The 16,740-nt window shown below is 41.2% G+C and carries 14 protein-coding genes; 6 read left to right on the top strand and 8 right to left on the bottom strand.

The features are described from left to right. Positions 1-261: 261 nt before the first annotated feature. The 7 genes from AB4238_RS06350 to AB4238_RS06320 all read right to left on the bottom strand — a co-directional run bounded on the left by AB4238_RS06350 (position 262) and on the right by AB4238_RS06320 (position 8,117). Entirely contained in the window at positions 262-1,662 is a 1,401-nt protein-coding gene (locus AB4238_RS06350) for a PAS domain-containing sensor histidine kinase (RefSeq protein WP_372032299.1), read from the bottom strand. Then, a complete protein-coding gene (locus tag AB4238_RS06345) occupies positions 1,646-3,058 on the bottom strand; it encodes a sigma-54-dependent transcriptional regulator (RefSeq protein ID WP_372032298.1) in 1,413 nt (470 codons plus the stop codon). Before AB4238_RS06345 ends, AB4238_RS06350 begins: the two co-directional genes overlap by 17 nt. A gap of 170 nt (positions 3,059-3,228) precedes the next feature. Next, positions 3,229-4,440, bottom strand: a complete 1,212-nt coding sequence (locus AB4238_RS06340; RefSeq protein ID WP_372032297.1) for an ABC transporter permease — start codon at positions 4,438-4,440, stop codon at positions 3,229-3,231. Positions 4,441-4,457: 17 nt separating this feature from the next. Further along, positions 4,458-5,759: an ABC transporter permease gene (locus AB4238_RS06335; protein ID WP_372032295.1), complete on the bottom strand. Its 1,302-nt coding sequence runs from the start codon at positions 5,757-5,759 to the stop codon at positions 4,458-4,460. Positions 5,760-5,777: 18 nt separating this feature from the next. Then, positions 5,778-6,539, bottom strand: a complete 762-nt coding sequence (locus AB4238_RS06330) for an ABC transporter ATP-binding protein (RefSeq protein WP_372032294.1) — start codon at positions 6,537-6,539, stop codon at positions 5,778-5,780. A 40-nt stretch (positions 6,540-6,579) separates the two neighbouring features. Next, positions 6,580-6,825 (bottom strand): hypothetical protein, encoded by a 246-nt coding sequence (locus AB4238_RS06325; RefSeq protein ID WP_372032292.1) that lies wholly within the window; start codon positions 6,823-6,825, stop codon positions 6,580-6,582. Between the two features lie 29 nt (positions 6,826-6,854). Next, entirely contained in the window at positions 6,855-8,117 is a 1,263-nt protein-coding gene (locus AB4238_RS06320) for an efflux RND transporter periplasmic adaptor subunit (RefSeq protein WP_372032290.1), read from the bottom strand. Positions 8,118-8,793: 676 nt separating this feature from the next. Here AB4238_RS06320 and AB4238_RS06315 point away from each other — a divergent pair. The 5 genes from AB4238_RS06315 to AB4238_RS06295 all read left to right on the top strand — a co-directional run bounded on the left by AB4238_RS06315 (position 8,794) and on the right by AB4238_RS06295 (position 13,798). Next, positions 8,794-8,973, top strand: a complete 180-nt coding sequence (locus AB4238_RS06315; RefSeq protein ID WP_372032289.1) for a hypothetical protein — start codon at positions 8,794-8,796, stop codon at positions 8,971-8,973. A gap of 71 nt (positions 8,974-9,044) precedes the next feature. After that, a complete protein-coding gene (locus AB4238_RS06310) occupies positions 9,045-10,262 on the top strand; it encodes a radical SAM protein (RefSeq protein WP_372032288.1) in 1,218 nt (405 codons plus the stop codon). A gap of 12 nt (positions 10,263-10,274) precedes the next feature. Then, on the top strand, positions 10,275-11,258 hold the full coding sequence (locus AB4238_RS06305; RefSeq protein WP_372032286.1) for an aKG-HExxH-type peptide beta-hydroxylase: 984 nt from the start codon (positions 10,275-10,277) through the stop codon (positions 11,256-11,258). Further along, entirely contained in the window at positions 11,245-11,658 is a 414-nt protein-coding gene (locus AB4238_RS06300) for a hypothetical protein (RefSeq protein WP_372032284.1), read from the top strand. The genes AB4238_RS06305 and AB4238_RS06300 overlap by 14 nt, the downstream gene beginning before the upstream one ends. Further along, complete coding sequence (locus AB4238_RS06295; RefSeq protein WP_372032283.1) at positions 11,645-13,798, top strand: peptidase domain-containing ABC transporter; 2,154 nt, start codon at positions 11,645-11,647, stop codon at positions 13,796-13,798. Before AB4238_RS06300 ends, AB4238_RS06295 begins: the two co-directional genes overlap by 14 nt. 167 nt (positions 13,799-13,965) lie before the next feature. On the opposite strand, the gene AB4238_RS06290 is transcribed toward AB4238_RS06295, so the two are convergent. Continuing rightward, entirely contained in the window at positions 13,966-14,349 is a 384-nt protein-coding gene (locus AB4238_RS06290) for an MAPEG family protein (RefSeq protein ID WP_372032282.1), read from the bottom strand. Between the two features lie 371 nt (positions 14,350-14,720). On the opposite strand from AB4238_RS06290, the gene AB4238_RS06285 reads away from it, so the two are divergent. Beyond that, on the top strand, positions 14,721-16,544 hold the full coding sequence (locus tag AB4238_RS06285) for a hypothetical protein (protein ID WP_372032280.1): 1,824 nt from the start codon (positions 14,721-14,723) through the stop codon (positions 16,542-16,544). Positions 16,545-16,740: the final 196 nt, after the last annotated feature.

The following is a 16,740-nucleotide window of genomic DNA, read 5'->3' as shown; positions in this document are numbered from 1 at the left end:
TTCGTCCCAGAATCTGTTGCTCGCGCTTAGGTGCTTGCAAATTCAATGAAATGTAACTGAATTTGAAACAGTTATTTTTTTTATATGTGGCTTCAGTGTAGGTTCTATGGGTAGACAACGGCAATAGCTAAGGCGATTTTAATAGCCTTAGCAGGTAAAAAGTATATTCGTTATTGGTGTCGTATTAGTAAGCGGTGCTAACGCTAGCAGCCCGTTAGCTTTAATTGGTCAGCCAGAGAGTTTCATTTAGCGCTGAAGTCGCTACTTAGGTAACCACAACCTGACACACAACCCTTTATCATCGCGGTTTTGCAAACTAATGTGCCCATCATGCGCCTCTATAATTTCGCGGCATAAAGGTAAACCAAGCCCTGTTCCAGACTGTTTGGTAGAGTAAAAGGGGAGCAATGCTTGCCTAAGGACTTCAGCGGGCATGCCTGAACCGTGATCGTTAACTTCAATGTAAACGCCTTTTGTACCATCGGACAAGCTAGAATCGACAATCGACAAGCTGACACTGTCAGCTGCAGCGCCGGATTCATGGGCATTTTTTAACAGGTTCAGTAACACCTGTTCCATCTGTATCAAGTCGAACTCAACCCTAGAGCTTGGCAACTCATTTTCAAGGAAAAATCGATAATGTTGCTGCAGTTGTTCAGTTAATTTATGCCAATCGACCAGGCTCTTTTTGGGCACTGGCAGTTTAGCGAAACGCGCGTAATCAAAGATAAACTGGCTAAGGTGACTGGTTCTATCTTCGATAGTATCAAAAATGAGTTTAAGCTTAGGATCATCAAGATCTTTGGTGATCATTCGCCCTGAGTTGACCATAGAAGCAATAGGCGCCACTGAATTGTTCAGCTCGTGGCTAATAATGCGGATCACCTTTTTCCACACTGCCACTTCTTGGCGATTGAGCTCGCGCGTCATCTGTTTCAGTAAAATAAGGTGGTGAAATTGACCGTTCAACAGGAATTGTCCCCGAGACAAGTGCCATGTTTCAGGCTCTCCATCACCATTTGATTCACTGTCTTTAGCACTTAACGAAAACAAGCCATCTTTAGGGTTTGCAAGTGCAGCGCTTAACTCATCAGCAACCTGCTCAATGAGTACATTAAGCTCAATTCCCTCTATTCTAAGCCCTTGGTTAAACAGGTGCCTTGCAGCATCGTTGGCGTATATAACCCGCTGCTCATCATCTAGCAGCAACATCACATTTGGTGAGCTTTGAATCACCTTATCTAGCAGCAACTCACGTTGATAAATATACTGACGCTCTTTCCTCAATGCTTCGGCTGACTCATTAAACAATACGGCTAGCGCTTGTAGCTGTTTATCGCCACCGACGGGCAAGCTCACGCTAAAATCATTATCTTTAAAATTGAGCAAGCCCACTTCAAGTGCCATTAAGCTAGTTGCTAGATTGCGGGTCAATAGGTAACTCACCGTAATAGCGAAACTGATAGATAACCCAAAAATGATCAGCAGCAACCAACTAAATTGTTTAACAACCGTTTGTGATACTGCCGGCTCTGCAAACCATAGCAATAAGCTCAACGACAACATTAGCCCTACAGCCGTTGCCAGTCCGCTACCAATAATCAATTTTGCACGTAGAGAAATCCCACTCATGCGGCTACTAGGTTTATTTTTCAATGCCATATTTTTCCATGCGTCGATAGAGTGCTTGTCTGCTTAAGCCCAGTGATTTTGCGACCCGTGCAATCACCCCATTATGGCTATCTAACGCCGCTTGAATATTGGCTTTCTCATCAGTCGATGAGTTAACAGCTTGATAATTTCCCTCCACCTGCGCGGCTTGGGGCTTGGGGCTTGCTTGATTGAAACTAAGCTGTTCAACCGTTTGTGAACTAGCTGCAACGTCTAAGTCTATCAGGCCAAAATCATCAGCACTCAAGGTACGACTCTGGGCTAGAATCACTGCACGTTTACAGGCGTTTTCAAGCTCACGTACATTACCCGGCCAATGATGTGCCTCTAGTGTTTGCTGTGTATGTTTACTCAATGAAAATTCAGCGCCGATAAAGTAATTGACCAGCGGGATAACATCATCTTTTCGTTCACTAAGCGCAGGCAACGCCAGTTCAATCACATTAAGCCGATAAAACAGGTCCTCTCGAAAGTGGCCAGCTTGAATATCATTGATCAAATCAGCGTTGGTGGCGCTTATGACTCTAACCTTTACCTTACGAGTTTGATGACTCCCAAGACGCTCAAACTCGCCAGTTTGCAGCACTCGCAGTAGTTTTACTTGGCCAGATAAAGGCAGGTTGCCAATTTCGTCTAAAAATAGCGTACCGCCATCTGCGGCCTCAAAACGACCGATACGCGTTTTGGTCGCGCCAGTAAAGGCTCCCGCTTCTGCGCCAAATAACTCAGCCTCTAGTAACTCCATCGGCAATGCGCCAATATTGACCTTAATAAAGGGTTTATGTTTCAGGTTGGAGTTGGCGTGAATAATGTCTGCCAATTTATCTTTGCCTGCACCATTGGGGCCGGTCACCAGCACAGACACATCACTGCGGGCTATTTGCAAGGCTAAATCAACACAACGCTGCATGGCGCCGCTGTTAAATACAATGCCGCAGAGATCAGCATCTTTTATCGCCGCCATGCGCTGGTTATCGACTCGTGCAAGTTTTGCATTGGCTTTGGTTAAGGTGTGTAGTGAGATCAAGTTACCGATACTGGTGAGTAGCTTAGCATCATCCCAAGGCTTACCCATATAATCGGCAGCCCCCTCTTTAACTAGCTCAACAGCCACTTCAAGCTGAGTCCAAGCCGTTAGCAATACAATCGGTAGCTGTGGCTGCAAGGCTCTTATAGCATAGAACAGCGATACGCCCTCTTCACCCGAGGTGGTGTCTTGGGTAAAATTCATATCCTGTACAACAAGTGCAATATCATGCAGTTGCACTAACTCTAATGCCACTTCAGGTGACAAACAGGTCAGTGTTTGATAGCCATGTAATTCCAGCATCAGCGATAAAGCACTGCATACTGCTTGGTTATCATCAACGATGAGAATCGTTTCCATAGTTTCTTTTTTATAATCTGTGTATAAGGCTTGCCTAAAACTAACCCAAAGAGAAACAGAGATAAAGCGATTAACTTTTCAATCAATAGTTTATCTTAGATCACTTAAATAATTGCAACGGCTTGAAACTGATAATCAAGCCGTTATCCACCGTAAACTGACGATAGATATTAGACGCTACGAGTGGCTATTGCAGGCGAGATTTTTGCCGCTTTACCAGCAGGAAAAATCACCGCCACGGTTGTGAGTACTAAAAGACCTGCGACAGTAACAATGGGGTAGATAAGTTCGAGCTTTGGTAAACTATAAAGCGTCATCAACTGCTGCCCGAGTTGCACAGCAATCAAGCCACCTAACCCGCCACCAATAAGACATATCAAGTAGTTTTCAACTAAGAAGAAACTCACAATATCGCGCTTTTTAGCCCCTAATGCTCGACGGGTGCCTATCTGTTTAGTGCGGCGCTCAATATTAAACATCACCATACCGGCAAGACCAAGCGAAGTAATAAGTAGCAACAATACCACCATCAGCGACAGTACTGACGCCATCAACTCGTGGTTACGATAAACACTAATGCGGTGTTCAGTGATGGTAGTAAAGTCTGTAACTACGCGGTTAGGGTGCTCTTTGTGCAGCGCTGCAGGTATCGCCTCTTTTAGCCCTGCGATTGCAGCTTCATCTGCCCTCACCAAGATTCGATTAAAAGCATAATTGAGCTCGACATTTAATATAACACTGCGATTTAAGTTATCATTATCAACCCAAGCACCTTGTAAACGCTCCACCACACCGATGATTTTCATCGGTTGATCACCAATGTTACCGCGGTACATGACCTGTCCAACCGCAGGTTCATCGCCAAAAGTTTCTTTAGCAAATTCAGCTGATACTATCGCAAGGCTAGCCAGTTCAGGGCCACCGGTGTGCACTTCATCGGGATAGAAGTTACGTCCTTCGATAAGGTTTAGACCTAAGGTCGAGATAAACTGCTCATCGCTATAATAGATAGCCGAATTGGGGCTGTCTTTTCGATCCTCTTCGCTAGTGCCATGTGCAAAGTTTGATGACCAGCCACCACCGCTTAAGGGAGTCATACTGGTTGAAACCGCAGCTTTAACTCCATCGAGCTGACGAATAATGTCGAGGTCGCGTAGGTTTTGAGTGTCAGGCACAATGTTTTCGTCAAAGTTGTAGACGCTAAAATCAAATACCTCTGATTCGGCAATTCCCGATTCACGACTAATTAAGCCGATACGTTCGCTAATAATAAAGCTGGCGTTTGCCACTATGGCTACTGACAAGACAATTTGAATCAGCAGCAATAACGGACCACTTTTATTACGCATCAACATACTGAAAATAGGTTTAATCTGAAACATGCTAAATTCCTTTTCCGTTATTGGCTTTTAAGGTAAATACTTGGGTTAGTACTGCAGATCCGCCAAGCTGGATAAATCCCAGCAATTATGGCTGCAGAGACCGCAATCACTGGCGCGATTAACCACATGCTTTGGTCTAGCTGAGCCAATGACTCGGTTAAGTCAAACTTCGATGCCAATAACGACAACGCAGCCCACGCCCAAGCTAAGCCCAACACTCCGCCACAAAAGCCAATTAATCCCACCTCGACTAGATGCTGAGAGAATATTTGCATTCTGCTCGCACCAATGGCACGCCTAACACCCACTTCCGGTGCTCGTTTCAAAAACTTAGCCAATAACAAGCCGAGCATATTCACTAAACACACCACCAAGAACAATACACTTAAGCCCACCAGCACTTTATTGTCTTCAGGAACCACATTGTTAAACACCATCCAGCTAGCAACATCAGAGACTTCACCTCTGGCTTCAGCATGCTTAAATCGGCCTAACTGCTGCTGTTGATCAACATAGTTGCCCAACCACTGTTTATATTCGCGCTGCATCGTCGGCGTGCTGAGCTCTGTCCAGAACTGTACCCAGTGCATCTCTGAGTTGAGGCGATCGGTATAATTTCTAATGTTCTCGTGACGCCAGCTATTATTGTTACCCCAGCTATTAAACTCTTCAATTGGTGCTAATGAAAAAGGCACAAAAATCTGCTCAGAGTCATTAAAAGCGCCATTGTTAACGTCATAATATTTAGGGCTTGGATTCCAATTTTTTATCACCCCGACCACTTGATATGGTTTGCGATTGAGTATGAGTGTTTTACCGACACTATTGCCGCCACCGAAGACTTTGTTGTTTATATCTTCGTTGATAACCACCTTATAACCACCGTCACGATCAACCTGTTCACTCCAAGGGTTACCGTATAAAAATGGCACATCAAAGATGGCGAAAAAATCGCTATCCGCTACACGAACCCCTTCAAGAATAGGCGAGAAATTAACATCATCAGTTTGCACTGCAAGACCGGTGCGAAACATCGCAGTTTGTCTAACTGGTACTTCACTTTTACGCAGATTCATCGCATCTTGATAAGTGATCTGTTCATTAATATTTTGCCAAGTATCTGGATCTTGACTCATCAATTGCACAGCAAATAGCTGTGATGAACGCTCACCAGCGGGGTTAACAGAGGCCATCTTGTAAATGTTCAGCGTGGTAATGGTGATACCGATACCAATCGAGATAGCCAGTACCATCAACAGCGACAGAAATGGCGTTTTCTTAATGCTGCGCCATGCAAGATCTAAGTAGTAAAAAAACATAGTTATTTTCTCCTACTGTTATGCAACTGATGAAGCAACAGCAACAACTTCTGCAGCCGCTACGTCTGCTACCGATTGCCCTTGTGCCACGCTACCTTGCTCGCCTTGGTACATGGTAAAATCACAGACTTGGCCGTCGACAATTTGAATATTACGCTGCGCACGACGGGCAAGCTCTGCATCGTGAGTCACCATAATAATGGTAGTGCCGGCCTTGTTAATATCTTCTAGTAACTCCATCACTTGACGCGCCATCAAACTATCCAAGTTCCCCGTTGGCTCATCCGCTAATAAGAAACGAGGTTCGCCAGCAAGCGCTCTGGCAATCGCCACGCGCTGTTGCTGTCCACCTGAAAGTTGTGTCGGAAGATGCTTCATTCTTGCGGCTAAACCAACCTGCTCTAACGCTCGCTCAACACGTATTTTACGCTCTTTGGCATTAAAACCACGATAACGCAAAGGCACTTCAACATTCTCAGCTAGATTAAGATCAGGGATTAAGTTAAATCCCTGAAAGATGAAACCAATTTTCTCGTTACGAATCGCAGCGCTCTTATTGTCACTCAAGTTTGAGATGTTGACACCATCAAGGAAAAAGTCGCCATGAGTAAAGCCTTCAAGTAAGCCCGCAATATTCAAAAAAGTGGTTTTTCCCGATCCCGATGGTCCGGTAACCGCGACAAATTCGCCCTCCTCGACATCCAAGTTGAAATCACGTAAAGCGTGCGTTTCGACTAAGTCCGTTTTAAATACCTTGTTGATGTTCTTCATTGATAACATGGTGATTATTCCTTTAATTAAATGGTTTTACCTGTAGAGGTTATTTAAGTAACTGCTCTATTAGACAATTCGAGGCTGTCAGCACTATCTGTTGGATATTGTCACTCGTATCGAGCGCTACATCTGAAATACTGGGCAAGTTCGATGTCGCGTCATTGGTCAGCTCAATCAAATCAAGACCGATAAATATCCACTCTCCAGCGCTATCGGTTGAAACTTGGACTGCTATCACTAACATAAACAATGCTAGGGCAGTCACTAGCTGTGGGCTTCTAAACTTAGTCATATCTAACTCCATTACTTGAACTTTAACGGTTAGCGTACAAGGACTTGATCAGCTTTCTTGAAAGGATCGATGCTCGAGGTCACCCAGACATCGCCAACCTGACCACCTTGAATCACTTCAATGTGACTCATGCTGCGAGCGCCGAGTTGGATAGCGGTTTGAGTGGCAACATCTCCGTCCATGGCATACACCTCTTGGCCGCCGCCACTAGTCACAAATGCACCGCGTTTTACCATCAACACATTAGGGCGATGTTCAAGCAATACTCTGGCTGATAAACGTTGATTCTGGCGTAGATGTAAGCTCTCATTTTGCTCAAAACGCACTCTTGCGGTCACTTCACGGTTACGTACTTCAGGCGAGATAGATGCAAGCTCACCCATCAAGGTGATAGCGCCAAAGCTCAATTCAACAGCCATCCCCAAACCTAACTCGTCAGCGTAAGATTCAGGCACAGCCAGCTCAGCCTCAAAAGCACTTAAATCAACCACGGTTAAAATAGGTTGGCTTTGGCCGATACGCGCTTTTTGCTCAGTTAACCAATTACCGATGATGCCGCCCACAGGTGCTATGATATTCAGCGCAGCAACTTGACGTTCAAGCTCTTTAACCACTAGCGCTTGACGATCAACCTCTAGCGCAGTGTTTTTAAGCTCAAAGGTTAAGGTGTCTTTCATTAGCTGCGCTTCTTGTCCCGCATGAGCAAATAGCAGCTTAGCTTTGTGTAGGTCATCTTTACTCTTTTCAAAATCGATTTTACTAATCAACTTTGACTTAATCAGTTGGTCACCGCGGCGACTTTCGCGATCCGCCGCTTCTAAATCGACTTTAGCCATATCCAAGGTTTGCTGTGCTTTTAGCTGTTGTCTGCGGGCATCAAGGCGAGCACGTTCAAGTGAGCTTTTCATTCCCTCAAGCACAGCCTCTTGCTGCTTAAGGCTGTTAGTCAGTTTATGGCTTTCTATAGTGGCAACAACATCACCGAGTTCAACACGGTCGCCTGGCTTAGCAATCAGCGTCACACTGCCCTGTTCAGGGCTATAAAGCACTGGTGCGTTGGCAGCGACAATCTTACCTGTAGTGGGAATATCACGAATGAGCGTACCGCGCTCTAGTGTGGCAAAGCGCAGCTCAGAACGTTTAATAGAAGTCGTAACGGAATCGCTACCTATGCTTGACCAAACGAGGCCTGAAACCAATAGCGCCGCAATACCCAATATCAAAGGGCGTTTAACCTTGCTCACTTTGCTTGGTTGCTTAATGGTGTCTTGTGCGCTGGTGTCCTGAATCATCTGCTATCCCTACTGTGTCCGCTGACTATAAAACCTGTTCCAATGGTTTTATTAATACAATCAGCGTGCCAATAATACAAAAGCCTTTAATAACAATGGCTAAGATATATTTTATGATAGTCGACAGTTAAAAGTGTCCGCTGCTACTCATTAAAAGTGTCCGCTTCTACTCATTAAAAGTGTCCGCTCATCAATTTAATTGTCCGATAAAATCTACTAGTGTCCGATCTCTCCATACAAGTGTCCGATAAAATCGATTAGTGCGCGATCCCCCATACAAGTGTCCGAACAAACTAATTAATGTCCGACCTATTAGGTTCACAATGAAAAAAGGCTTTAGTAAATGAAACGATAAATTCTCTTTATTCACAAACTGAAACACCCATATTATTATAAAAACACAAAAGTATTATTTTAAATAAAACAAACAAGACATAACAACTAGTAATAAAAAACTACAAAGCAAGCACCTACCTCAACTTGGATATACATAATACCTAGGCAGAAAAACAAAAACCATACTTCCCACTGATAAATGCAATGTAATATCATCTACTGAGCTAAATATATTTATAAGAATAGAGTTCAAGCTCAACTTTACAACTTTATAATTGTAGCTATAGGATAAGCGACCATTCAAAGATGAATGGCTATTACTATTTTAAAAGGAAATAAAATGACTTTATCTCAAAAGCTTTCGCAGCGCCTACAAAATACTAAACAAGTTGACACCCAAATTATTGAAATTAAAGAGGCTCACTTAGATTTGATTAGTGGTGCAGGTGCGCATGGTTCTGCTCATGGTTCAGGTCATGCATCAGGCCATGCTTCAATTGGTCAAAAAGGTCGTAATTAATACTATAGATCACTAAGAGGTGCAGGAATTCCTGCACCTTTACTGTTATATACTACGATTAAAGGATAATAATGAAAATCCCAACCAAAGGAATTGATATAGTTTTAAAAATATCAGAAAGATGCAACTTAGCTTGTACTTACTGTTATTTTTTCTTTCAAGAAATGGACACCTTCAAAGAAAATACAGCTGTCATTAAAATGAAAACAATTGAGCAGCTTGTAGTTTTCATTAATAAAGGTTACGAAGAGCTCGGCATACAATCAATCAATATAGGTTTACATGGCGGGGAACCCCTACTCATTAAAAAAGAACATTTTTCAAATATTTGTAGTACGTTAAGACAAAAAACCTCCCCAGAAGTTCATGTAAACTTAATGTGTCAAACAAACGGAACTTTAGTTGATTCTGAGTGGATCTCAATATTTGAAGAACATCAAGTCAATGTTGGCGTCAGTATTGACGGTCCAAAACATATCAATGACAAATATAGAATAGACCATAACGGGAAAGGTAGTTATGACCAAACAGTTAGGGGCATTAAGCTACTACAGCAAGCTCAAAAATTGAAAAGAATTCCAAGCACAGGCTCACTGTGCGTCGCGAATGTTAAATACAATGGAAAAGAATTGGTCAAGCATATACACGAAGATATCGAGATTGATGATTTTGACCTGTTATTCCCCCGAGAAGGCCACGATAGCGATATAAAAGATCAACAGACTGAGTGGAAAGCCTATTACAAAGATATTATCGATTACTGGCTCAGCAAAAAGGACAATAGCAATCTGAGGATATCCTCTTTAGACAAAATATTTAACGCTCTAATTTCAGAAGCCAGTGCTGAAGTATTAGATGAACAAAAAAGCATGCAGCACAACATTATAAATATAAGCAGTGAAGGCCAAGTCGGAATAGATGATAACATATTATCTCTTGATGCAAACTTATTAGATAAGAGCAGAAATATATTTAATACAAGCATGAAGGATTTTATATCAAGCCCGATTTGGCAAGATTTAATTAAAGCCGTTGATACTAAACCAAAAGGTTGTGATGGTTGTGAATGGTATAGAACATGCCGCTCTGGTGCATTATTCAACAGATACCAAAAAGGCAACGGCTTCGATAATAAAACAGTGTTTTGCGAAACTATGGACTATATCCACATAAGTATCTCAGAAAAGCTAGTACAACATGGCTTAAAGGTTAGCGAGATAGCAAAAATCCTCGATACGCCTCCGAAATTTTTAGCAAAAGACGGAATTAATAATAACGCAATAGCGTAACAAGGATGAATCATGGCTGAATTACAAGCATTTTCTTTTCCACTTGAAGATCCCAACAGAGTCGAACTAGTAGAGTTAATTTCGGCTACACAATTTGTTGCTATAGGAAATAGAATCAACATGCTTCACGAAAAGCTGTTCGACGAAGCCAACCACCAAATACTCGAACTAATAGCAAGTATTGAGTCAGGAGAATTCAATACCACATTCTGGAATAAGGAGTGCGGTAGACAAATGATATGTTTCAGCGGAGGTGACTTTAGTAAGCAACAAACGTTACAGTTGTGCAGTGATTTCTTGAATACTCCGAATTTTGTCACCCATAATAATAAAGGGCGTAGCATAAAGTTAGCGTCGAAAGACATTATAATAGGCGAACTAGACAAGGAATCTTGGGAGGTTTGGACTAATAACCTTCATGAGCAAACCGATTTTGACTGTGAAGATAAAAAAGAGTTGTCCGCTGCTATATCAATTATGCAAACTCATATTAGTGACTATTACTCTTGGGTACACGATGTACTGAATGAAATCATTCCGGTTAAGAGGCCTAATCCAAATACACTGATTAGCGGCTCTATTCGTTATCGATATGGTGCAGTTGAAATTGCTTTTCCTTCTAATAGATTCGAAATTATCGAAATGCTAATTCACGAGTGTTCGCATCAATACTTTAATTTGGCATTCAGTCTTGGCGATATGGTAATGAAAGATGCTCCTGAAATATACTCTCCTCTTAAGGAAAAAAAACGCCCATTGTTCTTTTTACTTACTGGTTACCATGCTTTCGCCAATGTGCTTATGGCTTATGACAGTTTAGAAAGAGCAGGCTTCAGCAAAGAAATTAAAGGTAGGCAAGCAAAGGCATCGGACTATGTACTTGAGTTAGAAGAAGGTCTTTTAGCAAACAAGAAATATCTAACAACGTTAGGCTTGAGTATATTCACCCCTTTATACAAAGCTGTTAACAGGATTGCTGAAGATGAATACGTCTGACATGTTCTTAAAGGAAGCTACAGAACACTATAAACATAGGTTACTTAGCGATCCCTATACCTTACGCTCTGTACCTAGCTACATAGTCTATTTACTACCAATAATCGCTCTTTCTATTATATTTTCTCTAATTTTAGAAATGAAAGTAAGCTCGACTTTAAGCCAGGAATTCATCACTGTTACCGAAAACGAAGTCCAAATAGAACTATCTCATATAAGAAATGAGGTGAGCCGACATACACTATCGGTCAATAGCCTCATCATCGATGATGAAGTAGATTGTGAAAAAAAATCGAAGCAAAGAAAATGCTATAGAGTGCCGAACATAGAAAATAGCAATATTGAAAAACCTGCTGTTGAAGTACTTTATGAAACGAGGTTTATAGATGAGATTATTTAACTCTCTGTTAAGGCTTTTTGTTAGAAATAAACTTCCCATGACTTATCAAACAGAGACTGCCACCTGCGGTCTAGCCTGTTTAGCGATGGTCATGGGTTACTACAATAAAAAAGTGACTATTACTTCAATTCAAGACAATCATCCAGTTTCACTAAAGGGGATAACACTAAAACAAATTGTCTCGATAGCAAATCGATATCGCCTAATTACTAGGCCAATAAAGTGCGGTGTTGGCAGTTTAAAATCCCTTAAAACGCCAACTATTTTACATTGGGATTTTAATCACTTTGTAGTACTTAAAAGTGTACGGAGAGGAAATTTCTTCATTCATGATCCCGATCTAGGCCCTTTGAAATTAAATAGAGAGGAGATGGAAAAACACTTTACTGGTATCGCATTAGAGATTACTCCTGAGGATGAATTCACTCTAGACTCTGAAGGTAACTCCCTAGGCATCAAGTGGATAATTAAAAATACTGTTGGTGTACGCTCTCTTCTGATCAACACAATTTGGCTAACTTTTATTATTGAACTAATAGCCTTATCTAGCCCATTATTCATAAAATACTCGATAGATTTTGGCGTAGAAAGAATTGACGAAAACTTTATACTGGTTATTACAGCAGTTTTCCTGCTTATACTAATATTTAATGTCATATTGAATTTTATGCGCGATTACATAACAGCTCAATTTGGCGTTATATTTAACAAAAACTTCGTTAGAAAATTGTTTTCCCATATGCTTAGCTTACCACTTTCATTTTTTGAAAAAAGAAATACTGGTGAACTAATTGAACGCTACCAATCAACCGAGCATGTTCGAAACCTGCTCACCGGTAATGTTGTTAATATCATTTTAAACGGCTCTATATCTATCGGTATGTCAATTGCCATTTTTTTCATCTCTCCAGTACTAGGTACAATAACTCTAGCAAGCTTTTTGATATATTTCTTATTTCGGCTAGTTGCTGCCGATAAAACAGAAAGAAAGATGAAGGAGAATATTAAAGCAAGAGCACATGAAACTAGTTTAGTGATAGAAACACTAAGAAGCATATCACCTATAAAAACCTTTTCGAAAGAAGAGGATAGGCTAAATATTTGGCTGGGAAGATACTCTAAGCTGATGATGACAGAGATGAGTTTAACCTCATACTTGAACTTTCAAAAGAGCATGGAAATACTCATATTTGGCTTGGATATTTCACTTAGCGTTTATTACGGAACACACCTTGTTATGACAGGTGCACTCTCGCTAGGTACCTTATTTGCATTTTTCATGTATAAAGGACAATTCTCCATAAAAGCTTCATCGTTAACCAGTAGCCTCATTGATCTTAAGTACTTCTCAGTACATCTAGAGCGTTTAGCGGATATTGTATTATCAAAACCTGAAGAATCAAAAGGAAACAAAGTACTAGCTAATACCATAGGAAAAATAGAATTAAAAAACATATATTACTCTTATGCTATCGAGGATGATCTAGTTTTCAATGATCTAAATATGACCGTCAACCAAGGAGAGTTTATTTCCATTGTCGGAAATTCTGGTTCAGGAAAAACAACTCTACTAAAAGTCATATTGGGGTTATATAAACCCGATTCCGGTAGTGTGTTGTTAGACAATGAACAAGCAGAAGATTTAGATATGAGCTGGTACCGGAAACAATTTGGTATTGTTATGCAAGAAGACCAGTTAATCAGCGCTTCAATTGTTGACAACATATCTTTTCAAGACCCTTGGGCAGATTTTGACAAAGTCCAACAAGCAGCTATAAAAAGTAATATTCACGATGAAATAATGAAAATGCCAATGCAGTACAATACAATAATCGGCGACTTGGGCTCGACACTTTCTGGCGGACAAAAGCAGAGGATATTACTTGCTAGAGCTCTATATCAGGATCCTAAGATATTATTTACAGATGAAGCAACTGCAAACTTAGATAGCGAAAATGAAATCACCGTACTCAATGAAATCGAAAAACTTAATCTAACTAGAGTATGCATTGCTCACCGCCCTCAAACCATTATGAGATCCGACCGAGTATTGCTTTTGAAGGATGGTAAAATAACGGAAATATCTAAGGATGCAGCGTTGAATAACTCAGCGCAACTTCAACTGTCATCAGCCGTTTAACATAACCGTATTTCTAAGCGCTTATTCAATGAATAGGCGCTTAATATTCTTGTCTTTATATTGAGAGCAATAGACTTGTATACTCAACTCAAAATGCACCGCTATAAAAATATAACCATATAGGGTTAATATCAATTATTATCAATATCATACACAAACTTAATTTACTAAAAAGCTTGGCAAAACACAGTAAAGCTAGCGATGATAGCAATGAACCAAGATACACTTCTTAGGGTGCCTTTATCTTTCAAATAAAGGATCTGATAAGCCACTCGAGCAGCAACGTGCACAATAGCTGCAACCTCTACCACCATGTTGACATTATTCGTTGCCATCACAGTGAGTGCGGCGATACCGAAAATAAGCAGCGATTCAAATGCATTTTGGTGGCCAGCAACCGCTCTTGCACCATAACCTGTCAGCTTTGATTGCTGTTCACGCGGATGGCTATTGTCGTAGCCTCCAAGTTTTGCCATAGCAATCGCAACCGGCCCTTTTGCCAAATAAGGCAACAACATGGCAATCAATAAGCAGGTAAGTAAAGTGATCATTCAAATTCCTTGGTAAACAATTATTATTTTGGTTCTTAACCATAAAACAACAATTACCTTAGCATGAATATTATTAAAAATAGAGATGAAAGAGATAGCCAGCAACAACAAACAGAACGATTGGCTTTAAAATCAAGCTTAAGCAGATATCTCAGCTTTTTTCATGACAAAAACAACGTGCAAGACCATCATCACATCACTCAAAAAAAACCGTCAAACCTCAACAAAAACCATTAATTTCATTGACATTTATATTGCAAAAACAATAATAGTTAAGATAACTCTAGCAACAATTAAAATGCTTCTATAGCACTTTTGGCTCACTGAACAAATCGAGCTTTTAGGACATAACAGTATATAAAGGATTATAAATGCAGCACTGTACTAGCCCACTATTCATCAGCGATAATTTCTGCCCAGATTGCGGCGATAAAATAGATAACCCTCTAACCATTACCCCTGTAGAACAGTGTATCCCCGATATACTAGATGAATTGAAAACCTACTGCCCAGAGGCAAGCATATATACAGGGTGGGTAGAAAAAACGCATCACTATAAGCGCGTCCATCGCAGTGGTGGTAAAGACAGCCAAACCTTGTACTACTCTTATTGGTTTTTAACCCTCAATAATGAACAAGGTATAGAGAAAACCATCAGCGTTAGCTCAGAAGACAGTTCACTAGATAGTGTCTCAAAAGGTGACATCATCACCTTTTTACAACCCACTGGCTATGTCCTACATTACCAACTTGCCGACAAGAGTGACCGCCAAATAGTGACTCACAATCAAGCTGCCACAGGTGTCGTTTTCCACCGCAATACAGGGCAGGAATCGATTCTTGAACCTGCCTATGAGGTTGATGACTTTTCAAAGTTTGGAACCGTTTTCAGTACACTTTTCCTCGCTGCACTGCTATCAATGCCCGCCGCCTTTGCGGAGTTCTACACGTTCGAAGTAGCAGGTTTTATTACCGCAGCGATTACTGTCATAGGCTCAGTATTTAGAATTAATAGCAAAACCAATAAGTTTGAAACTGAAAGTGCCAGATTACTTGAGATAAAACGCACCGTTAAACGGATCTTAGGGGTATCGATTACCCAAATGGGTTATGACAAACGTGGTCGTGCTACTAATAATGACGATGTTTACTGCATCAATTGTGAGCAATTAGTCGATAGCGCTTATCACTACTGCCATTGTTGCGGTCAGCCTCAAGAGCCAGCTGAGATAGCTCAACCACCTTTATTGACGGAAGTGACTACAAATGGCGATACAGCAATAGCTAATGATAGTGAATTATCACAGCAGTCTCATGCACTGGCAGCCACAGCAGGGAAGGTAACACCTATAAGTAAAGCTGCAGGAAAGCGTATGACGCGTCGAGACAAGATCCGCCAAGTCTGCGAATCATTTATAGGTTATGACAGCCATTCATTTGAAAATAAGCATATTTTTGCTAAGAACTACCCCTGCACAATTTCCACCTCATCTTCTATCGTGCAAGTGACCGATAAAGAGGTAGAAACCAGTGTTAACGATAGTACCAACACCTACACCAGCACCACTCGCACCGACTATACCAATCGCTATGGTTCAACGGTACGTTCAGAGTACAGAACCGAGACCACAAGCCACAGGCAAAGAAACTCCAACTTGTATGGCGAGCTCACCATTGAAACACCTGAAGGTAAAATACAAACCTATAAAGCGGCAAGATCGCTACTCTCCACAGCAGATGTAGGCGACTGGATAATGCTAGGTAGCAGCCGCCTAGAAGGAAAAGCTGAGCAGCTAGATTATGATGAGTTTTACTACAACATCAGTAAAGATAACCTTATACAGCCAGAATCTGTCACGCAATGGAGCAGAGTCTCAGCTAAAAGCCAGACCTTTGTATTTCTAATGTTTGCTTTAGCGATTGCTTGCAGCGTTTATTTTAATGAGTTAGTGGATTTGGCTGCCAACTTCGTCCCCCATGACATATTGAGAAGTATTCTTGGCTTTGCTAATGAACTCTCCATTCCGGCTTACCTTTTACCAATGGGTGTATTTACTGTGTTCTTTATATTTGTCATTTTGCTCGCCAGAGGCTTTAGTAAGGATAGAAAAAGAGATCTGAGTCATTCATTAGCATCTTTAAAGGCTAAGTTGGCAAAATGTCAGCAAGAAAGAGAGTCATTTTTAAAGCTTTAACTTGCTTTCATCCCCAATAAAAATAGCGCCCTTGGGCGTAATGCCGATCAGTTAAGGCCAATATGATCGGTTGACCGATCTTTACAATGCTTCAAAATCCAGTACAGACTCTTCTTTGTACTGGATTTTTTATGGAACTTTCTGAAGCTTTAGCGCGTACCTCTATCAACCGACTTACCGAGTTCGACAGCCTTGG

Source organism: Shewanella sp. 10N.286.45.A1 (genome assembly GCF_041470405.1).
Classification (GTDB): domain Bacteria; phylum Pseudomonadota; class Gammaproteobacteria; order Enterobacterales; family Shewanellaceae; genus Shewanella.
Note: the sequence above shows the minus strand (reverse complement) of the source record. Positions and strands in the feature narration are given on the sequence as shown.

Excerpts from the sequence above, each read along its gene's own strand:
- AB4238_RS06320 (WP_372032290.1), bottom strand. The coding sequence starts at position 8,117 with ATGATTCAGGACACCAGCGCACAAGACACCATTAAGCAACCAAGCAAA.
- AB4238_RS06295 (WP_372032283.1), top strand. The coding sequence starts at position 11,645 with ATGAGATTATTTAACTCTCTGTTAAGGCTTTTTGTTAGAAATAAACTT.
- AB4238_RS06285 (WP_372032280.1), top strand. The coding sequence starts at position 14,721 with ATGCAGCACTGTACTAGCCCACTATTCATCAGCGATAATTTCTGCCCA.
- AB4238_RS06330 (WP_372032294.1), bottom strand. The coding sequence starts at position 6,539 with ATGTTATCAATGAAGAACATCAACAAGGTATTTAAAACGGACTTAGTC.
- AB4238_RS06300 (WP_372032284.1), top strand. The coding sequence starts at position 11,245 with ATGAATACGTCTGACATGTTCTTAAAGGAAGCTACAGAACACTATAAA.
- AB4238_RS06325 (WP_372032292.1), bottom strand. The coding sequence starts at position 6,825 with ATGACTAAGTTTAGAAGCCCACAGCTAGTGACTGCCCTAGCATTGTTT.
- AB4238_RS06315 (WP_372032289.1), top strand. The coding sequence starts at position 8,794 with ATGACTTTATCTCAAAAGCTTTCGCAGCGCCTACAAAATACTAAACAA.
- AB4238_RS06305 (WP_372032286.1), top strand. The coding sequence starts at position 10,275 with ATGGCTGAATTACAAGCATTTTCTTTTCCACTTGAAGATCCCAACAGA.
- AB4238_RS06350 (WP_372032299.1), bottom strand. The coding sequence starts at position 1,662 with ATGGCATTGAAAAATAAACCTAGTAGCCGCATGAGTGGGATTTCTCTA.
- AB4238_RS06340 (WP_372032297.1), bottom strand. The coding sequence starts at position 4,440 with ATGTTTCAGATTAAACCTATTTTCAGTATGTTGATGCGTAATAAAAGT.
- AB4238_RS06290 (WP_372032282.1), bottom strand. The coding sequence starts at position 14,349 with ATGATCACTTTACTTACCTGCTTATTGATTGCCATGTTGTTGCCTTAT.
- AB4238_RS06310 (WP_372032288.1), top strand. The coding sequence starts at position 9,045 with ATGAAAATCCCAACCAAAGGAATTGATATAGTTTTAAAAATATCAGAA.
- AB4238_RS06335 (WP_372032295.1), bottom strand. The coding sequence starts at position 5,759 with ATGTTTTTTTACTACTTAGATCTTGCATGGCGCAGCATTAAGAAAACG.
- AB4238_RS06345 (WP_372032298.1), bottom strand. The coding sequence starts at position 3,058 with ATGGAAACGATTCTCATCGTTGATGATAACCAAGCAGTATGCAGTGCT.